This is a genomic window from Solitalea canadensis DSM 3403, assembly GCF_000242635.2.
Taxonomy (GTDB): domain Bacteria; phylum Bacteroidota; class Bacteroidia; order Sphingobacteriales; family Sphingobacteriaceae; genus Solitalea; species Solitalea canadensis.
This window is the reverse complement of the sequence record NC_017770.1, coordinates 3,537,416-3,553,348: the sequence shown is the minus strand read 5'-3', so window position 1 is coordinate 3,553,348 and position 15,933 is coordinate 3,537,416. Positions and strand designations below refer to the sequence as shown.

Below are 15,933 nucleotides of genomic sequence, written 5' to 3'. Positions count from 1 at the left end.
ATAATGGCTAAAGAATCAGTAAAAGCACGCGAGGTTAAACGTCAGAAACTCGTTGATAAATACGCCGAGAAACGTGCAGCATTGAAAGCTGCCGGTGATTATGCTGCCTTAGATAAATTACCTAAGAATTCATCTCCGGTTCGCTTACACAATCGTTGTAAAATTACCGGCCGTCCACGCGGTTATATGCGTCAATTCGGTATTTCAAGGGTATTATTCCGCGAGATGGCGTCACATGGTAAAATCCCAGGTGTAACAAAATCAAGCTGGTAATCAAAAAAATATACAAAAATATTTTCAAGGCACAAGGATACTTTGTATCTTTGCGCCTCGTTTTTTATGAATTAATTGTTATAAAATGTTAGGTGATCCAATAGCAGACTATTTAACCAGAGTAAGGAATGCCATTAAGGCCAACCACCGGGTTGTCGAAATTCCTGCATCTAATATCAAAAAGGAAATTACAAAAGTACTTTTTGATAAAGGATACATCGCAAACTTTAAGTTTGAAGAGACTGGACCTCAGGGAGTTATTAAAATCGCGTTGAAGTACAACCCGATTAATAATCTTTCTGCAATTACAAAGATTGAAAGAATTAGTAAACCAGGCCATCGCCAATACGTGGGTACAGACAGTATGCCAAGAGTATTGAATGGTTTAGGTGTTGCAATTCTTTCTACTTCAAAAGGTGTTATGACCGACAAAGAAGCGCGTAAGCACAACATTGGCGGTGAAGTATTATGTTTCGTTTATTAATTAGGAGGAAGTAGAAGAAATGTCACGTATAGGTAAATTACCAATCGCACTAGCTTCGAACGTTCAGGTAACTGTTTCTCCTGATAACGTAGTAACTGTAAAAGGTCCTAAAGGCGAGTTAACTCAAGCCGTTGATACCGATATCACTGTTACTGTTGAAGATGGAAAATTAGTCGTTCAACGCCCTACAGACCAAAAACGTCACAAAGCATTACACGGTTTATACCGCGCTTTGTTAAACAATATGGTTAAAGGTGTGACCGAAGGATATAAAATTACACAAGAATTAGTAGGTGTTGGTTACCGTGCTTCAAACACAGGTAACACCCTTGATTTAGTGTTAGGATACTCTCACCATTATGTATTCCAATTACCAGCTGAAGTTAAAGTAACTACTACTTCAGAAAAAGGTAAGAATCCAACTGTAATACTTGAAAGTATTGATAAACAGTTGGTAGGACAGGTTGCAGCAAAGATTCGTTCTTTACGTGCTCCTGAACCATACAAAGGTAAAGGTATTAAGTTTGAAGGTGAAGTTTTACGTAGAAAAGCTGGTAAATCAGCTGGTAAGAAATAATTGAACCATGGCAAGTAAATTATCTCGTAGAGACAGAATAAAAAAAGGTATCAGAAAAAATATTGCCGGCAGTACTGAGCGTCCACGTTTAACTGTATTCCGTAGCAATAAAGGTATCTATGCTCAAATCATTGATGATGTTGCAGGTAAAACATTAGTTTCAGCTTCATCATTAATTGATAAAGTGGCTACAACTGTAACCAAATCAGAGCAATCAAAATTAGTAGGTAAATTAATCGCTGAAAAAGCTGTAGCGGCAGGTATTACTTCTGTAGTATTTGATCGTAATGGTTACCTGTACCACGGTCGTGTTAAATCATTGGCTGAAGGCGCGAGAGAAGGCGGATTAAACTTTTAATTGAACAAGGATGTCAACTGCAAATATTAAAAGAGTTAAATCTAGTGAAATCGAGTTGAAAGATCGCTTGGTTTCTATTCAACGTGTTGCCAAAGTAACTAAAGGTGGTCGTACCTTCAGTTTTTCAGCTATCGTAGTGGTAGGTGATGAGCATGGCGTTGTTGGATATGGTTTAGGTAAAGCAAAAGAAGTTACCGAGGCTATTTCTAAAGGTGTTGACGATGCTAAAAAATCGTTAGTAAAAGTTCCTGTATTAAAAGGAACTGTTCCACATGCTCAGCATGGTAAATTCTCAGGTGGTTATGTATTGATTAAACCAGCTGCACACGGTACTGGTGTACTTGCAGGTGGTGCGATGCGTGCAGTTCTTGAGTCTGCTGGTATTACTGACGTATTAGCAAAATCAAAAGGATCATCAAATCCTCACAACGTAGTAAAAGCTACTATTGACGCATTAACTAAAATGCGTGATGCGGTTACTGTAGCTCAACAACGTGGGGTTTCTTTGGATAAAGTATTTAACGGTTAAGAAGATGGCTAAGATTAAAATTACCCAAATTAAGAGCGTTATCGACCGTTCAGAGCGCCAAAAGAAAACGATGGTAGCTTTAGGGTTGACCAAGATAAATAAGAGTGTAGAAGTTGAAGCTACTCCGGCAATTATCGGAATGGTTAAACAAGTGTCACATTTGGTAGCAATAGAAAATATTTAAGATATGAACTTAAGTAGTTTAAAACCTGCAGAAGGTTCTGTAAAAAATGGCAAGCGTATTGGTCGCGGTACCGGATCTGGTAAAGGTGGAACCTCTACTCGTGGTCACAAAGGTGCAGGATCTCGCTCTGGTACTTCAACCAAAATTGGTTTTGAAGGTGGTCAGATGCCATTACAACGTCGTTTGCCTAAAGTAGGCTTTAAAAACATTAATCGTGTTGAGTATGTAGGTGTAAATCTGGATGTTCTTCAAGGGTTAGCGGAGAAATTCAACTTATCAGTTATTGATAACGAAGCTATGAAAGCTCATGGTTTAGTATCTAAATCTGATTTAGTGAAAATCTTAGGCCGTGGCGAACTTAAAGCTAAATTAGAAGTTAAAGCACATGCTTTCTCAGCTAAGGCAGTAGAAGCGATTGAAGCACAAGGTGGTATAGTTGTAAAGCTGTAATCAAATGAAACGACTGGTAAGCACTCTTAAAAACATCTGGCATATCGAGGATTTAAGAACTCGTATCCTTAATACGCTCTTGTTCCTGTTGATTTACCGTATTGGTTCTTATATCGTATTACCGGGAGTTGACCCATCGCATTTAAAACAAAGCGCCCAAGAAGGTATTCTTGGGTTGCTTAATATGTTTGCGGGTGGTTCATTTTCCCGTGCATCAGTGTTTGCACTGGGTGTAATGCCATATATCTCTGCATCCATTGTTATCCAACTTTTAACTATCGCTGTTCCTTCGTTCCAGAAGATGCAGAAAGAGGGTGAAAGTGGTCGCAAGCAGATCAATAAAATCACTCGTATATTGACGGTTGTTATTACCGCGGCGCAGGCTATTGGTTATTTGAAAACCATGGTTCCTGCTAATGCTGTTTTAGTGAATTCTACATTATTCACAATATCTTCAGTGCTAATTCTTACCTCTGGAACCATGTTTGTAATGTGGTTAGGAGAGAAGATTACTGACAAAGGTATAGGTAACGGTATTTCTATCATTATCATGGTAGGTATCATTGCTCGCTTGCCATTGTCGTTGGTACAAGAACTATCAACTCGTTTAAATGGTGCAGGTGGTATTATTACCTTTATCATTGAAAACGTAATACTTTTAGGTATTGTAATGTTTGCAATCCTGATTGTTCAGGGTACACGCAAAATTCCTGTACAATATGCTAAGCGTATTGTAGGTGACAAGCAATATGGAGGTGTTCGCCAATACATTCCTTTAAAAGTGAATGCAGCTGGTGTTATGCCAATCATTTTTGCTCAAGCAATCATGTTCATTCCTTCAACTATTGGCTCATTCTTCCCGAGTGCAGCTGATTCTGGTTTGTTGGCTCAGTTCCGTGATTTTACTTCAGTTACTTATAATGCTTCATTTGCTATTTTAATCATCCTGTTTACTTTCTTATATACTGCTATCTCAGTTAACCCTGTACAGATGGCTGATGAAATGAAACGTAACGGAGGATTTGTTCCTGGCGTTAAACCTGGACGTCCAACAGCAGAGTTTATTGACCAGATTGTATCTCGTATTACATTCCCTGGTTCAGTATTTTTAGCATTAATTGCCATTTTGCCTTCAATTGCAATGATGGCAGGTGTTAACTCAGGATTTGCTCACTTCTTTGGTGGTACTTCATTGCTAATTACCGTAGGTGTAGTTCTTGATACTTTACAACAAATAGAAAGTCACTTGTTGATGCGTCATTATGATGGATTGATGAAAACCGGAAGAATTCAAGGACGCACTCCTGTAACTTCTTCAGCTGTATAATTTATTATTTGAAAGAGGCAAGCCGGGATGGTACATTACAAATCAGCAGAAGAAATTGAGCTTATCCGTGAAAGTTCTTTATTAGTTTCAAAAACATTAGCCGAGGTTGCTAAATATATCAAGCCGGGTGTTACATCTCTTAAGCTTGATCAGATTGCGGAACAATTTATCCGTGATAATAATGCAATCCCAGCTTTTAAAGGATATGAAGGATTCCCTGCATCACTATGTATTTCAGTTAATGAAGTAGTGGTGCATGGATTCCCATCAAAAGCGGAATTAAAAGAGGGCGATATTATTTCTGTTGACTGTGGAGTTTTAAAGAATAAATTTTACGGTGATTCGGCGTATACATTTGCCGTTGGCGAAATTGCTCCTGAAGTTCAACAATTGTTAACAGTTACAAAAGAGTCCTTGACTCTTGGAATTGAAAAGGCAGTTGTCGGAATGCGTTTGGGTGATATTGGTTTTGCCGTACAGGAACACGCTGAAAAGCATGGATATGGTGTAGTGAGAGAGCTTGTTGGTCATGGAGTTGGTAAACATTTGCACGAAGATCCGCAAGTGCCAAATTATGGTAAACGTGGTTCAGGACTTAAATTACAAGAAGGACTGGTTATTGCAATTGAACCGATGATCAATATGGGAACTCATCGCGTAAAACAAGCAAATGATGGATGGACAATCTTTACACAAGATCGTCAGCCATCTGCGCATTTTGAGCATACAATAGCTGTATCTAAAGGAAAGGCGGATATATTATCAACTTTCTCATTTATTGAAGAAGTATTAAATAATTAATATACTAAATGGCAAAACAATCCTCAATTGAGCAGGACGGAATTATCAGAGAAGCATTATCAAATGCAATGTTTCGTGTAGAACTTGAAAACGGACATGAAATTATTGCTCATATTTCAGGTAAAATGCGAATGAATTACATCAAAATTTTGCCTGGTGATAAAGTTAAATTAGAAATGTCGCCTTATGATTTAACCAAGGGGCGTATAACTTATAGGTATAAATAAAATGAAAGTTAAAGCATCAATTAAGAAGCGCAGCGTTGATTGCAAAATCATTCGCAGAAACGGGAAACTTTATGTTATCAACAAAAAGAATCCTAAGTACAAACAGCGTCAAGGTTAATTTAGAACTTAATAGATTGAATTAAATATGGCAAGGATAGCAGGTATTGATTTACCAAGAAACAAACGCGGAGAAATCGGCCTAACTTATATTTTTGGTATTGGTCGTAAATCAGCTCAGGATATATTAACTGAAGCTGGTATTGACTGGAATACTAAAGTACAAGATTGGAACGACGATCAATTGGGAGCAATTCGTACAATTATCGATCAACGTTTTAAAGTTGAAGGTGCATTACGTTCAGAAGTGCAGTTAAACATCAAACGCTTGATGGATATTGGTTGTTACCGTGGTGTTCGTCACCGTAAAGGTTTGCCTCTTCGTGGTCAACGTACCAAAAACAACTCACGTACCCGTAAAGGTAAACGTAAGACTGTTGCAGGTAAGAAAAAAGCTACTAGATAATAGTAGGTTAGCAAGTTAGGGTTATTGAAGTGATTTTGATAACTGATCACCTCCCTTAGAGAGAATTACTAAGGGTATACTTTTAAGTTTAACTATAAGAATGGCTAAATCATCAAAAAAGGTTACTAAAAAGCGTATTGTAGTGATTGAGGCGCAAGGCCAAGCTCACATTAACGCTACTTTTAATAACATTATTATCACCCTTACCAACAATTCGGGCCAAACTATTTCTTGGTCTTCAGCTGGTAAAATGGGTTTCAAAGGTTCTAAGAAAAATACCCCATACGCTGCTGCACAAGCTGCTACTGATTGCGGTAAAGTTGCGCACGACCTTGGTTTACGTAAAATCGAAGTATTTGTTAAAGGCCCAGGTGCTGGTCGTGAATCAGCAATGCGTACTTTACAGATTGTAGGTTTGGAGATCTCATCTATTAAGGATATCACTCCGCTTCCTCACAATGGTTGTCGTCCTCCAAAACGCAGAAGAGTTTAATTAATTTTATTTATAGGTTTTAAAGCTAAGATTTAACACCTAAAGGGTGTTAATACTTTAAAGACAACAAAATGGCTAGATACATAGGACCAAAATCAAAGATTGCTCGTAAATTTAACGAACCTATCTTTGGACCTGATAAAGTTTTAGAAAAGAAAAACTATCCTCCGGGTCAACATGGCGCTTCAAAAAGACGTGCTAAAAAATCTGAATACGCAATTCAGTTAGCTGAAAAACAAAAAGCTAAATATACTTACGGCGTATTAGAAAAACAGTTTGCTTTGATTTTTGATAAAGCTTCACGTAAACAAGGTGTTACAGGTGAATTATTATTGAAATTCTTAGAGTCTCGTTTAGATAATGCTGTTTACCGTTTTGGTATCGCTTCATCACGTGCTGCTGCACGTCAGTTGATCGGTCACAAACACATCACTGTAAATGGTAAAATTGTAAATATTCCTTCTTACTCATTGAAAGCTGGTGATGTAGTAGGTGTTCGTGAGAAATCTAAATCTCTTGAAGCTATCACTACTTCATTATCTGCTAACAGAGTATCTAAATACAACTGGTTAGAGTGGAACAAATCAGAGATGCAAGGTACTTTCCTTACATTACCTGAGCGTGATCAGATTCCTGAAAATATCAAAGAACAACTGATCGTAGAGTTGTACTCTAAATAGTAGTTAATAATTGATGGTTATTTGTTTAGAAATATAATATATTGCAAATAACCATCAATTTTGTAAATTAACGCTTAACTAATTATATATAACGTTTAAAAATCTCAAATGGCAATTTTAGCGTTTCAAAGACCTGACAAAGTAATCATGCAAAAAGCGACCGATTTTCAAGGTCTCTTTGAATTCCGTCCGTTAGAGCCTGGCTTTGGCGTAACAATCGGAAATGCTTTGCGCAGGATTTTATTATCATCTTTAGAAGGTTACGCAATTACCAGTGTTAAAATTGCAGGCGTTTCGCACGAATTCTCAACCATTAAAGGCGTTGTAGAAGATGTAACCGAAATTATCCTCAATTTGAAACAGGTACGTTTCAAAAAAACCGGGGAAATTGGTGACTCTGAAAAGATTTTTGTAGTAATCAGCGGACAAGATGCTTTTACTGCAGGTGATATTACCAAGTTCTCTAGTAACTTCACGGTATTAAATCCTGACCTAGTAGTTTGCAACATGAATAGTGATGTAACTCTTGAACTTGAACTTACAGTTAACAAGGGTAGAGGTTACATTCCGGCTGAAGAAAATAAATCAGCAGATGCTGCTGTAGGTGTAATCGCGATTGATTCAATTTATACTCCTATTAAAAATGTGAAGTATACTATTGAAAACTATCGTGTAGAGCAAAAAACTGACTATGAAAAATTAGTTTTGGATATTGCTACCGACGGCTCAATTCACCCTGAAGAAGCGCTTAAAGAAGCAGCTAAAATTCTGATTCAGCACTTCATGTTGTTCTCTGACGAGCGTATTATGCTTGAAACACAGGCAAAAGAGGAATCTAAAGAAGTTGATGAGGAAATCTTACACATGCGTAAGATCCTTAAAACAGAACTTCAGGATTTAGATCTTTCAGTTCGCGCATTGAACTGCTTAAAAGCAGCCGATATCAGAACACTTGCTGAGTTAGTTACTTACGATGTTGCTGATATGTTAAAGTTCAGAAACTTTGGTAAGAAATCACTCACTGAGATTCAGGAATTAGTTAAGTCGAAAGGTTTAACCTTCGGCATGAACCTTTCTAAATTTAAATTAGACGAGGATTTATAATAGAACCGATGCTAGAGGTCCGGGGTCGGGGGTCCGAAGTTTGAGTTATCACTTTAAGGATCAATCAGCTTCAGACTTCTCCGAAGATAAGATTCGGCCAGCCATCAGACTTCAAAGAATAAAACAATGAGACACGGTAAAAAAGTTAATCACTTAGGAAGAACCGATGCACACCGCAAAGCGATGTTGTCAAATATGGCTTCTTCTCTGATTCTAAATAAACGAATCACTACTACTCTGGCCAAAGCTAAAGCTTTGCGTACATATGTAGAGCCTTTAATGACTAAGGCAAAAACTGATACTACGCACAATCGTCGTACTGTATTTAGCTATCTTCAAAATAAAGATTCAGTTACTGAATTGTTCCGCGAAATTGCAGTTAAAATTGCTACACGCAATGGTGGTTATACTCGCATTATCAAAACTGGTAATCGTATGGGTGATAACGCAGAAATGTGTTTCATTGAGTTAGTTGACTACAATACTGTTTACACTGCTGGTAAAGCTGAAGTTGTTAAAGCTAAAGCTACCCGTCGTCGTGGTGCAGGTTCTAAAGCTAAGAAAGCTGAAGGCGCTACTGAGGCTCCTGCTACAGAAGCTCCTGCTGCTGAATCAGCTGAATAATTTAGCAAAGATTCAATCTTTAAATATTAAAGGGGATGTCATTTGGCATTCCCTTTTCTTATATTCACAGGTTTGTTGTAAATATGTTCGGTTTATTTAAAAAGAAGGTTAAATCTGAGACCCCATTTGTATTCCCAAAAGTTGATATTCATTCTCATTTGATACCAGGCATTGATGATGGTTCTCCTGATATGGATACAACGATTAGTTATCTAAGGGCACTTAAGGAGCTTGGCTATGAGAAGGTTATTACTACACCTCACGTAATGATTGATCAGTATCAAAATAATAAGGAAATAATTCTATATGGAAGAGATGCAGTCAGAGAAGCCATAACCAGTAAAGACCTTAAGATAGATTTTGATGCTGCTGCTGAATATTTTCTGGATGAGCAATTTATTTATCTTATTAAGCAAAATGAATTACTTCATTTTGGCAAAGACAAGTATGTGCTTTTTGAGATGTCTTTTATGCAAGAATCTCTAGCTATCGAAAGAGTAATTTTTGAACTTCTTTCAAAGGGATATACACCGTTGTTGGCACATCCTGAACGGTATAATTATTATTTGAGAAATTATGATCGTTTGTTTAAGTTTAAAGAGCTTGGTTGTAAGTTTCAGTTGAATATTAACTCTTTGACAGGGTATTACGGAAGCAAACAAAAAGAATTAGGAGTAATTCTCTTAAAAGAAGGATTAGTTGACTTATTGGGTACAGATTTGCATCATGAGAGGCATTTAAATACATTGCGCTCCCTTAAAATAACTGCTTACTCTGAATTACTCAATTCTGTTATTAAACAGAATAATGAACTACTATAGCTATTTTTGTATATCTATTTATTTCTTCCTGCCAGTTTAGAACTAATAGGCATTTTTATCTCCAAAAATAGACTTATACACTGTCATGAATATGATTTTAAGGTCTAGCATAAGGGACCAGTTTTCCAAATACCATATATCAGCTTCTACACGGTTTTTCATATCAGCATTAGTTTTTGTTTCACCCCTCAATCCATTTACCTGAGCCCATCCAGTAATACCAGGTGTTAAAAAATGGCGAACCATGAATTTATCAATTATGGCAGAGTATTCTTTAGTATGTTTAAGCATATGTGGACGTGGGCCTATAACTGACATATGGCCACGTAAAACATTGAAAAATTGAGGCAACTCGTCCAGGCTAGTTTTGCGTAAGAATAAGCCTATTTTGGTGATTCGACTGTCATTCTTTGTTGCTTGCTTTGTGTTAGCTTCATTATTTACCTTCATACTTCTAAATTTTAGACAATAAAAAGGTTTATTATTTCTTCCTGATCTAATCTGACGGAAAAGTACAGGACCTTTAGATTCAATTTTGATTAATAGTGCCAATATAGGGAATAACCAACTAAGAACTCCTACTATTACAATTAGTGAAAATAATATGTCAAAAGCTCTTTTAAGAGATTGATTAGCTTTACTTTCCAATGGTTCAGATCGTGGACTTAACACAGGAAGGTGACCATACAATTCTACCATCACGTTTTTCCGGAAATGATCTTTTACATCTGGTACGAGTTTGAAGCGAATCATATGTTTGTCAGCATCTCTCATTAACTTAGAGATTTTTTGATCAGCCTCATCAGGTAAAGCACAAAATATTTCTCCAATATTGCGACGTTTTACATAGGAAATGCAATCATCTACACTACCAATGATTGGGATGTCAAAATTTCCTAGAAGTAATGGGTCATCTTCAAAAAAACCAACAACATTATACCCAAGATTAGGATTCTTTGTTAAATAGGAAAAAAGTTCGATTCCATTCTTTCCTGCACCAACAATAACAACAGGTTTGTGATCAATAAGTGAATTTCGACGAGGCCTACGCTTTATCAAAAAGAAGAGTTTCCAATTTATAAGAAGTACATTAAAGATAATATAGCTAATAATAAAGAGATAAGGAGATAATGTGAACTCCTTGATATTATTTACTAACAACAGCATTATTGTACCAAAAACAAAAAGGGATTTAATAGTAACCTTTATAGTTGGAATTGCTTCTCTGATAAAAATGTTATTATATAATCTGCAGATATGGGATGATAAATACCAAACAAGATTGATCGTTATAATATGGAGCCAATTATGGTCAGACGTACTTTTCCATTCCCATGTACTAAGACATGTAGCATAACCAAGATAAAATGATAGATTAACGAGAATGAAATCTATCATAATATTTAACCCCTTTAAATAAGAGGAATATTTGTAAGTCATTTGATAAGTTTGGTTTGAGAGAGCGCGAAGTTTGGTTTGATTTTTAGATTCCCGAAACTATGAAAAATTATTAAAGAAAGTTGGGGTTTAATGTTAATTTAAAAATTTTATTATTTCCACAATATGTGCAACAGCTTCTACAATATAAACCAATAACTATTCATAGTTTAAAAGGATAATTTTTAATTAAATATTATTGAAAAAAAACCAAACTTATATTAGCAAATAGCAGTATAAAGGCTGGAAGTGTTTTTGCTTCTTGGTAACTAAATTACAATCAAACCACTTATCCTAGTTCAAACAATGAAGAAATATATATTCTCATTTTGTTTATTTATTATTACTTGTCTTTCTGCTCAGGCTCAGTTTAATTATAGACCATTTTCGGTAACACTAAACACAGGGGCAGGATTTGCGTTTATGGATGCTAATCAGCCTGATGTGAATGTTAATATTGGGCTATCTGGAGATTTTCATTTTTCACCTTTTACCTATTTAAGTGTTGGAGTAAATAATGGAAAATTTTCAAGAAAAAGTCCTGATCAATATGGTAGAGGCTTTGAAAGTAATCTAACTTCTTTTTCTGGTATCATCAATATTAGTTTAGGTGAGATAACTCAACCTAACTGGAAATATACCCGTGGTTTGTTTGATAATACTTATGTAGGCGTTGGAGTTGGAGTTGTGAGAAGCAGTATGAGCAATTTTAATTTAGTAGCACCCGATGGAAAATTTGGCCGGGTAGGAGGTGTTAAATACGCTGGAACTAATATTTTTATCCCAGTTAATATTGGTGCAAATATCAAATTCTTTGATTCTTTTAAAGAACTTAAACCATTGTCATTGAACATAAATTACCAATATGATTTCACTTTTACGGAGAATATAGATGGGTACAATCCTTCATTTGATAATAAGTTCTCAGATGCTTTCGGTATATTAACATTTGGTGTTAGATACAGTTTTGGTTCATCTCAGAACTACTCAAGTTATAGATAATATACGTCGAGGTCTTAGAACCTGATATAATCAAGGTATATAAGGGAGAAGTAAGCATTGGTTTACTTCTCCTTTTTTCATACTGGATATTGGTTCAAAACATTATAGTGGCTTAATCTTTAATTCGTGCAGAAAGCAGTCTGATGAAAAATGGTTATCATATGCAGTATGCATTCCTACGCCAATAAAAATATTCCTTAGTCTAACGATTTATGAGCTCATTTTCAAAGCTTTTTAAAATGTACTCCTTTGATAAATGTTTTTCTGCATAATTACGAGCATTCTTTTTTACTGGCTCAAGATCATTTGATAACGCAAAGTCAATTGCTTTTACTAAATCTTCAGATGATTCTGGTTTTACAAGTTGCCCCATTTGATGCTGCGCAACTATGTCATATAAAGAGGTTCCTGGTAAAGCTGTTACTAGGGCATATCCACCTGCTGCCAGGATACTAGTCAATTTTGAAGGCATTACAAGATCTGCTGCAGACTTCTTTTGAAGCACAAGATGGATATCAGCTGTAGCTAACAAGGATGATAGCTGCAAATAAGGTTGCAAAGGTTTGAAATAAACATTCTGCAGTTGTCTTTTCTCAACGGCTGACTCAAGTTTTGCTTTTCCTCCTCCCGAACCCACAATAAGAAACTTAACATGTTTTTGAGTTGAAAAGTGTTGAGCAGCTTCTATTAATATTTCTAAGCCCTGCTTTTCTCCTAAATTTCCGGAGTATAGAATGATTCGATCCTGATCAGCAAAACCAAAAGATTTCTTTAATGACAAATCTTTCTTTAAAGGGTAAATTATTGTTGCATCAACCCAGTTGGGGAACAAAATAGTTTTTTCTTTACTTATTTTTTTGGCATAAACTTTTTTTATCATTCCCTCACTAATAGTCGAAACAGCTGAACTTTTATCTAATAAGTATTTTTCTGCCTTGAACATGAGTGATAAAAATGACTTATTTTTTATCATTCCCAAGTCCCTTGCTGCATCAACTTGCAAGTCCTGTATATGAGTAATAAGTTTTGCTTTCTTTAGTTTTGCAAAAAAAGCAGAAATAAAGCCTAGGTGAAAAGGAGGGGCAATAGTTATTACTATATCCGTCTTTTGTGTGATGAAAAATTTAAACCAATAAACAAGTGAGCTTAATACAAATGAAAATTCATGTATTATTCTTTTGCTAGCGGTAACTTTTGACGGTACATACATTGGGCAACGATAAACAGTTACGTTATTTATCACCTCTGTATGCCACCATTTTCCTTTATAGTTTTTATGAGTTTCCCATTCCGGATAATAGGGCATTGAGGTGATTACAGAGACCTTATGTCCTTGTAAAGCCATCCATTCAGCCATTTCTCCGGTATATTTTCCTATACCAGTAAGTTCAGGAGCGTAGTTAATACCGTAAATTAGAATGTTCATTAATTATTTAGACTTGTTACTCAATAATTCTTTTGTTTTGAGTACGATAAAGTACTCATATATAGATTGAAGCGTTGCATAAGTAATTCCTGCTTTCCCATCTAAAAAGGCCCTTCGAGCAAATATCATATATGCCCATTTAATGAACGGTCTGCCAGGTGTTTTATAGAATAACCCTTTTTGATGATACCTTCTTTCTGTGAAGTCTTTGCTGAACAGAGCTTTTTTTATTGAGAAATCGGTTTTGCTTTCAAGATCTGTTAACCTCATTGCAGCTTCCATATCAGCATAACCCAAATGTCGTTGCCACCAGGCTCTAAAACCTTTGCTAAAAGGATAATGATCAAGAAATCCATCTAGACGGGCTACCGGGCCATCTGGTATTGAAATTGGATTAACCAATCTTTCATAACGCATTTTTCCCGGTTGGAACAATCGTAAATAATAGGGTGATATTTGCGCATGCTTCAACCATGACCCATCCCATGCAAAATCACGACGCTGAATTTCATAAGCCACGGTATTATTAAGGTCAGGGTTAAAATGTAATAATGAATGTTTTAAGCTTTCAGAAACCCTTTCATCTGCATCAATATATAAAACCCAAGGATTTTTGAATGCTATATTATTGAGCCCCCAATTTTGATGGGCTGCCCAATTATCAAATTTTCTTTGAGTGATTTTAGCACCTGCAGAATTAGCAATCTCTACAGTTTTATCGCTACTGTATGAATCAAAAACGTGAATATCATTACTCCATGAAACAGAGGCTAAACAACCTGGTAAGTCTTGCTCTTCGTTTTTAGTTAGAATTAGTACAGAAATCATTATTTTAATTCTTATTCTTCGTTTTTAACAATAAAATATTTATAAATGGCTTGTAATGTTGTTAGGTACGCCTGTCCATTCATTTTAAAAACTCTTTAGTTCTCTTTTTTTAATAAACACTGCAGGATTACCTCCAACAACGGTCCATGCGTCGACATTTTTAAAAACAGCAGATCTGGCTCCAACAACAGCTCCTTGTCTGATAAAGACTCCCGGGCCAATGAATGAATCGGCCGCGATCCATGCCTGATCTTCAATTGTTATTGGTTTCAAGATCAGGGGATTGCTAGGGTCTGAAATATCATGGCTAGAAGCACACAAATAGGCTTTTTGAGATATTGTTGTATTGGCCCCTATCTTAATTTTTCCTTGATTATAACAGTCGACATAGGGCCCTAGGCACGCATATTCCCCCATTTCTAAATTCCATGGAGCCCATATTTTTGCTGATGAATATACATTCGTACTCCACATTATTTTGGCTCCAAATATCTTAAGTAATAAGATTCTCCATTTATTGAAAAAGTTCAAAAAAAAGGGTTTAAATAATAAGAGATAAGAAATATTCCATATACATCTTGCAACCTTATTCTTTAAGGAAAAATGATTTTTATATTTAGATAAGTCAATATTAGGTTCCATTTCAAAAATTATAACGTTGGTCATTTAATAGGTACAACGAATAGTTATCTATTCCCTGTGAGTAAATTATAAAGAAAAGGAAGTTTATATTTTGTTAGCATTCCTATATAATAGGTAAGATAGATAACCAATGGAGGTAACGAGTAATAACAAATTATACTTGTTCTGGTATTCTTGCCCAATATGGCGAATGCTAGCTTAATAGTCATGGTAAGAATTGGTTCATGAAATAAATAAATGAAAAAAGAGTAGGCGATCAATGGTTTTATAATTGGTTTAATTTTTTGAAGAGAACTATTAATGCTTAGATCGTAAAGCAACCAAAGAGCTATTATGCCAAACAAAATAGACAAGTTATTTAGTATTAGCTCTGCATGAGTTTCAGAAAGAAATATTACGCGGATTAGTATTAGTGCAATCCAGCCAGTAATAGAAATAATTAATAGTGTTCTTTTTAAAGTTAAATTGTCAATGAAAGGAATGGCTTTTAAGTTATTAATGGCAAAGTATGCCCCAATTGAAAAAAAATAAAGCGTTGGTAAAATATTATAAGGAGTTTTATTTGATAATATAATCCAGCATAACGTCAATGGTATGATATAAATAAGCTTAAGCTTTTTTATTAAAAAGTAGATTAAAGGAGTTAATAAAATAATTATGATTAGGTTTCTAAGAAACCATAATTGATAAGCAAGTGGGTTGAAAAGAAGCGTTTCTAATAACTCAGAAATGCTATAATTAATTATTAATTTGTTATAAAAGAATTTTCTCGTGCTTTCGGGTATTTGCAAAAGGAAATAAAAGATGATTGCAAAAGCTGATGTTAAAACATAAGGAATTACAAGGGTCTTGAATCTTTTTTTAATTTTATCAATGTAGTCAATAGGGGAGGCTATTCCTGAATAAAAAAAAAGAAAACCAGAAATACAGAAGAACATAGGAACAGCTACAGCACAAATTCCTCCAGATATTATATTTTGAAGAATATAATTAAGTCCCTCTGTTTCATTAAATCCTCCAATTCTATTATATACGTTTTGGCTGTGTAAAACAACAACCATTACGATTAATAGGAAAGAAAAAAACTTCAATTTATTGCTTAGATAATTAGTAATCATTGGGTGTAGAATTTTCTTTGGTATT

General features: G+C 35.3%; 23 protein-coding genes. 18 read left to right on the top strand and 5 right to left on the bottom strand.

Annotated elements, in window-relative coordinates:
• The first annotated feature begins 3 nt into the window (after positions 1-3).
• From rpsN to SOLCA_RS14635, 17 genes are all read left to right on the top strand, one after another.
• On the top strand, positions 4-273 hold the full coding sequence (gene rpsN, locus SOLCA_RS14715; RefSeq protein WP_014681260.1) for a 30S ribosomal protein S14: 270 nt from the start codon (positions 4-6) through the stop codon (positions 271-273).
• 85 nt (positions 274-358) lie between these two features.
• Positions 359-757 (top strand): 30S ribosomal protein S8, encoded by a 399-nt coding sequence (rpsH, locus tag SOLCA_RS14710; protein ID WP_014681259.1) that lies wholly within the window; start codon positions 359-361, stop codon positions 755-757.
• A gap of 19 nt (positions 758-776) precedes the next feature.
• Positions 777-1,334 carry a 50S ribosomal protein L6 gene (rplF, locus tag SOLCA_RS14705; RefSeq protein WP_014681258.1) on the top strand — a complete coding sequence of 186 codons (558 nt, stop codon included), beginning with the start codon at positions 777-779 and terminating at the stop codon, positions 1,332-1,334.
• A 7-nt stretch (positions 1,335-1,341) separates the two neighbouring features.
• A complete protein-coding gene (gene rplR, locus SOLCA_RS14700) occupies positions 1,342-1,692 on the top strand; it encodes a 50S ribosomal protein L18 (protein ID WP_014681257.1) in 351 nt (116 codons plus the stop codon).
• 10 nt (positions 1,693-1,702) lie between these two features.
• Complete coding sequence (gene rpsE / locus SOLCA_RS14695; protein WP_014681256.1) at positions 1,703-2,221, top strand: 30S ribosomal protein S5; 519 nt, start codon at positions 1,703-1,705, stop codon at positions 2,219-2,221.
• Between the two features lie 4 nt (positions 2,222-2,225).
• Positions 2,226-2,405: a 50S ribosomal protein L30 gene (rpmD, locus tag SOLCA_RS14690; RefSeq protein ID WP_014681255.1), complete on the top strand. Its 180-nt coding sequence runs from the start codon at positions 2,226-2,228 to the stop codon at positions 2,403-2,405.
• A 3-nt stretch (positions 2,406-2,408) separates the two neighbouring features.
• A complete protein-coding gene (gene rplO, locus SOLCA_RS14685; RefSeq protein ID WP_014681254.1) occupies positions 2,409-2,855 on the top strand; it encodes a 50S ribosomal protein L15 in 447 nt (148 codons plus the stop codon).
• 4 nt (positions 2,856-2,859) lie between these two features.
• Positions 2,860-4,182, top strand: coding sequence for a preprotein translocase subunit SecY (secY, locus tag SOLCA_RS14680; protein ID WP_014681253.1), 1,323 nt, complete (start codon positions 2,860-2,862; stop codon positions 4,180-4,182).
• A 27-nt stretch (positions 4,183-4,209) separates the two neighbouring features.
• Positions 4,210-4,983, top strand: coding sequence for a type I methionyl aminopeptidase (gene map, locus SOLCA_RS14675; protein WP_014681252.1), 774 nt, complete (start codon positions 4,210-4,212; stop codon positions 4,981-4,983).
• Between the two features lie 8 nt (positions 4,984-4,991).
• Positions 4,992-5,210: a translation initiation factor IF-1 gene (gene infA / locus SOLCA_RS14670; protein ID WP_014681251.1), complete on the top strand. Its 219-nt coding sequence runs from the start codon at positions 4,992-4,994 to the stop codon at positions 5,208-5,210.
• Position 5,211: 1 nt separating this feature from the next.
• On the top strand, positions 5,212-5,328 hold the full coding sequence (gene rpmJ / locus SOLCA_RS14665; RefSeq protein ID WP_014681250.1) for a 50S ribosomal protein L36: 117 nt from the start codon (positions 5,212-5,214) through the stop codon (positions 5,326-5,328).
• A gap of 27 nt (positions 5,329-5,355) precedes the next feature.
• Positions 5,356-5,733: a 30S ribosomal protein S13 gene (gene rpsM, locus SOLCA_RS14660; RefSeq protein ID WP_014681249.1), complete on the top strand. Its 378-nt coding sequence runs from the start codon at positions 5,356-5,358 to the stop codon at positions 5,731-5,733.
• Positions 5,734-5,833: 100 nt separating this feature from the next.
• Positions 5,834-6,226 (top strand): 30S ribosomal protein S11, encoded by a 393-nt coding sequence (rpsK, locus tag SOLCA_RS14655; protein ID WP_014681248.1) that lies wholly within the window; start codon positions 5,834-5,836, stop codon positions 6,224-6,226.
• Positions 6,227-6,297: 71 nt separating this feature from the next.
• On the top strand, positions 6,298-6,906 hold the full coding sequence (gene rpsD, locus SOLCA_RS14650) for a 30S ribosomal protein S4 (protein ID WP_014681247.1): 609 nt from the start codon (positions 6,298-6,300) through the stop codon (positions 6,904-6,906).
• A gap of 108 nt (positions 6,907-7,014) precedes the next feature.
• Positions 7,015-8,010: a DNA-directed RNA polymerase subunit alpha gene (locus tag SOLCA_RS14645; protein WP_014681246.1), complete on the top strand. Its 996-nt coding sequence runs from the start codon at positions 7,015-7,017 to the stop codon at positions 8,008-8,010.
• A 126-nt stretch (positions 8,011-8,136) separates the two neighbouring features.
• Positions 8,137-8,634 carry a 50S ribosomal protein L17 gene (gene rplQ / locus SOLCA_RS14640; RefSeq protein WP_014681245.1) on the top strand — a complete coding sequence of 166 codons (498 nt, stop codon included), beginning with the start codon at positions 8,137-8,139 and terminating at the stop codon, positions 8,632-8,634.
• 35 nt (positions 8,635-8,669) lie between these two features.
• Positions 8,670-9,455 (top strand): tyrosine-protein phosphatase, encoded by a 786-nt coding sequence (locus SOLCA_RS14635; protein WP_014681244.1) that lies wholly within the window; start codon positions 8,670-8,672, stop codon positions 9,453-9,455.
• A gap of 42 nt (positions 9,456-9,497) precedes the next feature.
• Here the strand turns inward: SOLCA_RS14635 and SOLCA_RS14630 are convergent, their stop codons facing one another.
• Positions 9,498-10,895 (bottom strand): undecaprenyl-phosphate glucose phosphotransferase, encoded by a 1,398-nt coding sequence (locus tag SOLCA_RS14630; RefSeq protein ID WP_042479885.1) that lies wholly within the window; start codon positions 10,893-10,895, stop codon positions 9,498-9,500.
• A gap of 303 nt (positions 10,896-11,198) precedes the next feature.
• Between SOLCA_RS14630 and SOLCA_RS14625 the strand changes: the two genes are divergently transcribed.
• Complete coding sequence (locus tag SOLCA_RS14625; RefSeq protein ID WP_014681242.1) at positions 11,199-11,894, top strand: hypothetical protein; 696 nt, start codon at positions 11,199-11,201, stop codon at positions 11,892-11,894.
• Positions 11,895-12,096: 202 nt separating this feature from the next.
• Here the strand turns inward: SOLCA_RS14625 and SOLCA_RS14620 are convergent, their stop codons facing one another.
• From SOLCA_RS14620 to SOLCA_RS14605, 4 genes are all read right to left on the bottom strand, one after another.
• On the bottom strand, positions 12,097-13,320 hold the full coding sequence (locus SOLCA_RS14620) for a WcaI family glycosyltransferase (RefSeq protein ID WP_014681241.1): 1,224 nt from the start codon (positions 13,318-13,320) through the stop codon (positions 12,097-12,099).
• A gap of 3 nt (positions 13,321-13,323) precedes the next feature.
• Positions 13,324-14,148, bottom strand: a complete 825-nt coding sequence (locus SOLCA_RS14615; protein WP_014681240.1) for a glycosyltransferase family 2 protein — start codon at positions 14,146-14,148, stop codon at positions 13,324-13,326.
• An 84-nt stretch (positions 14,149-14,232) separates the two neighbouring features.
• Positions 14,233-14,679 carry a putative colanic acid biosynthesis acetyltransferase gene (locus tag SOLCA_RS14610; RefSeq protein ID WP_217166130.1) on the bottom strand — a complete coding sequence of 149 codons (447 nt, stop codon included), beginning with the start codon at positions 14,677-14,679 and terminating at the stop codon, positions 14,233-14,235.
• A gap of 155 nt (positions 14,680-14,834) precedes the next feature.
• The gene (locus SOLCA_RS14605) at positions 14,835-15,908 is read right to left on the bottom strand and encodes an acyltransferase family protein (RefSeq protein WP_157604580.1); all 1,074 of its coding nucleotides are present in this window, start codon (positions 15,906-15,908) and stop codon (positions 14,835-14,837) included.
• Positions 15,909-15,933: the final 25 nt, after the last annotated feature.